The 2,595-nt window shown below is 46.0% G+C and carries 3 protein-coding genes; 2 read left to right on the top strand and 1 reads right to left on the bottom strand.

Features of this window, described 5'->3' with window-relative positions:
• Window positions 1–225 precede the first annotated feature (225 nt).
• Together ACOTWU_RS25120 and ACOTWU_RS25115 are read left to right on the top strand one after the other, a co-directional pair.
• The gene (locus ACOTWU_RS25120; RefSeq protein WP_001572373.1) at window positions 226–1,845 is read left to right on the top strand and encodes a phosphoethanolamine--lipid A transferase MCR-9.1; all 1,620 of its coding nucleotides are present in this window, start codon (window positions 226–228) and stop codon (window positions 1,843–1,845) included.
• Window positions 1,846–1,921: 76 nt separating this feature from the next.
• Complete coding sequence (locus ACOTWU_RS25115) at window positions 1,922–2,398, top strand: WbuC family cupin fold metalloprotein (protein ID WP_001572372.1); 477 nt, start codon at window positions 1,922–1,924, stop codon at window positions 2,396–2,398.
• Here the strand turns inward: ACOTWU_RS25115 and ACOTWU_RS25110 are convergent.
• A partial coding sequence (locus tag ACOTWU_RS25110; RefSeq protein ID WP_176543219.1) for a hypothetical protein occupies window positions 2,399–2,595 on the bottom strand: 197 nt, incomplete at its 5' end.

The raw sequence follows: 2,595 nt of genomic DNA, 5'->3' as shown, positions 1-2,595 counted from the left end.
GAAAGCAGGTATGCCTGAAAGCGTGCGTATTGCCTGAAAACACAACCCGCTACGGGGGAGACTTACCCGAAATCTGATTTATTCAACAAAGCCTCGTTAAGGTTAACCTAAGATTTCAGAATGATAATCTCTGCTTTGCAGCGAATAAGGCAATCATAATATTAGATTGAATTGTTGTAATTATCATCAATGTTTTTACTGGTTTACTATTTTCCGGAGGTGTTAATGCCTGTACTTTTCAGGGTGAAAGTTATTCCGCTGGTTTTACTTCTGGCAATGATCTTTGCGTTTTTACTTAACTGGCCAATATTGCTGCATTTTTACGAGATTTTGTCGCATTTAGAGCATGTCAAAATTGGTTTTGTCATTTCTATTCCCTTTGTTCTGGTTGCGGCGCTTAACGTTGTTTTTATGCCTTTCTCAGTTCGTTTTCTGCTGAAACCTTTCTTTGCTTTACTGTTTATCACTGGCTCACTGGTCAGTTATTCGACACTAAAATATAAAGTAATGTTTGATCAAACGATGATTCAAAACATTATTGAAACTAACCCCCAGGAAGCGCATTCCTATCTTAATGGCTCAATTATTATATGGTTCGTCTTTACCGGTATCCTTCCTGCCATCCTCCTTTTTTCAATAAAAATTCAATATCCTGAAAAATGGTATAAAGGCATTGCTTACCGTTTGCTCTCCGTGCTGGCATCGTTGAGTTTGATTGCAGGTGTTGCCGCACTTTATTATCAGGATTATGCCTCTGTCGGCCGCAATAACTCGACATTGAATAAAGAGATCATCCCGGCGAACTACGCTTACAGCACTTTCCAGTATGTTAAGGATACGTACTTTACGACTAAAGTGCCTTTCCAGACGCTGGGGAATGATGCTAAACGCGTCGTCGCTCACGAAAAACCCACGCTGATGTTCCTGGTGATTGGCGAAACGGCACGCAGCCAGAATTTCTCGATGAACGGTTATTCGCGTGATACCAATGCCTTTACCAGCAAATCCGGCGGCGTTATTTCGTTTAAAAATATGCATTCCTGCGGTACCGCTACCGCAATATCCGTTCCGTGCATGTTCTCGAATATGAATCGCACCGAGTACGACAGTAAAAAAGCATCTAACAGTGAAAATTTCCTCGACATCGTGCAGAAAACCGGTGTCTCGCTGTTATGGAAAGAGAACGATGGCGGTTGTAAAGGCGTATGTAGCCGCATCCCGACTGTCGAAATTAAGCCTAGTGATAACCCGAAACTGTGCGATGGCAAAACGTGCCATGACGAGGTGATGCTGGAAAACCTTGATGATGAAATCGCCAAAATGCCAGGTGATAAGCTTGTCGCCTTCCATATCATTGGCAGCCATGGACCGACTTATTACCTGCGTTATCCGGCTGAGCATCGCCACTTCATGCCCGAATGTGCACGTAGCGATATCGAAAACTGTACTCAGGAACAATTGGTCAACACCTACGACAACACCCTTCGTTATACAGACTATGTATTAGCTGAGATGATTGAAAAGCTAAAAAATTACAGCGATCAGTACAACACCGTGCTGCTTTATGTGTCCGATCATGGTGAATCATTGGGCGAAAGCGGGCTATATCTGCACGGCACGCCGTACAAACTGGCACCGGATCAGCAGACGCATATTCCGATGCAGGTCTGGATGTCACCGGGCTTTATCGCCGGGAAACACATCAACATGTCTTGCCTTGAAAATAATGCGGCGAAAAAATCATATTCCCACGACAACCTGTTCTCATCGATTTTGGGGCTGTGGGACGTAAGCACCAGCGTCTATAATCCTGACCGCGATTTGTTCCGCGAATGCCGTGGCTAATCGATTGTTAGTATAACAAAAAGCCTTACGGCAACCTGGTTGCCGTAAGCTGCAAGAATGCAATAAGGCTTATAATATGAAACAACTTACTTTCAACGACCTACGCAAGCAAAGCGCACAAGCCGCAAATTCCCCCCGCTTACGTGCCCATCATAATTTCCACCCTGAATTGAGCGACCCGGTGCAGCGTCTGGCTATTGCTATGGAACCGGGAACTTATGTTCGCCCTCATCGCCACCCGCATACTTTTGAACTGCTGACATCCCTTACCGGTCGCTTTTTGGTATTGAACTTTGATGACCTGGGTAACCTGACCCAGCGCGTCGTGTTAGGTGAGGACTGTAAAGTGCTGGAGATGGATGCAGGCACCTGGCATACCGTATTGTCACTGGATGAAGGCGGCGTTATTTTTGAGGTAAAACACGGTAGGTACCAGCCTGTTGCTGATCAAGATGCCGCCCCATGGGCCCCCGCCGAAAACGAGCCGGGAACTGCAGAGCTGATGAAATGGTACACACAGGCGCAAGTAGGTGATGGCGGATATCCGCGGTAATTAATGCGTTGCACGGAGTGCCATTCTCTCCTTCGCGCCAACTTCAAAGGCTAAGACGCTTCCTCCCAAATCACCTACTCGTAAACCTGTGGCAAGAGTAGAGGCACTGTTGCAAATAGTCGGTGGTGATAAACTTATCATCCCCTTTTGCTGATGGAGCTGCACATGAACCCATTCAAAGGCCGGCATTTTCAGCG

The organism is Enterobacter cloacae complex sp. GYL001 (assembly GCF_049237125.1).
Lineage (GTDB): Bacteria > Pseudomonadota > Gammaproteobacteria > Enterobacterales > Enterobacteriaceae > Enterobacter > Enterobacter hormaechei_C.
Note: the sequence above shows the minus strand (reverse complement) of the source record. Positions and strands in the feature narration are given on the sequence as shown.

Bases quoted from the DNA above. Each gene is read 5' to 3' on its own strand.
- ACOTWU_RS25120 (WP_001572373.1), top strand. From the start codon at position 226: ATGCCTGTACTTTTCAGGGTGAAAGTTATTCCGCTGGTTTTACTTCTG.
- ACOTWU_RS25115 (WP_001572372.1), top strand. From the start codon at position 1,922: ATGAAACAACTTACTTTCAACGACCTACGCAAGCAAAGCGCACAAGCC.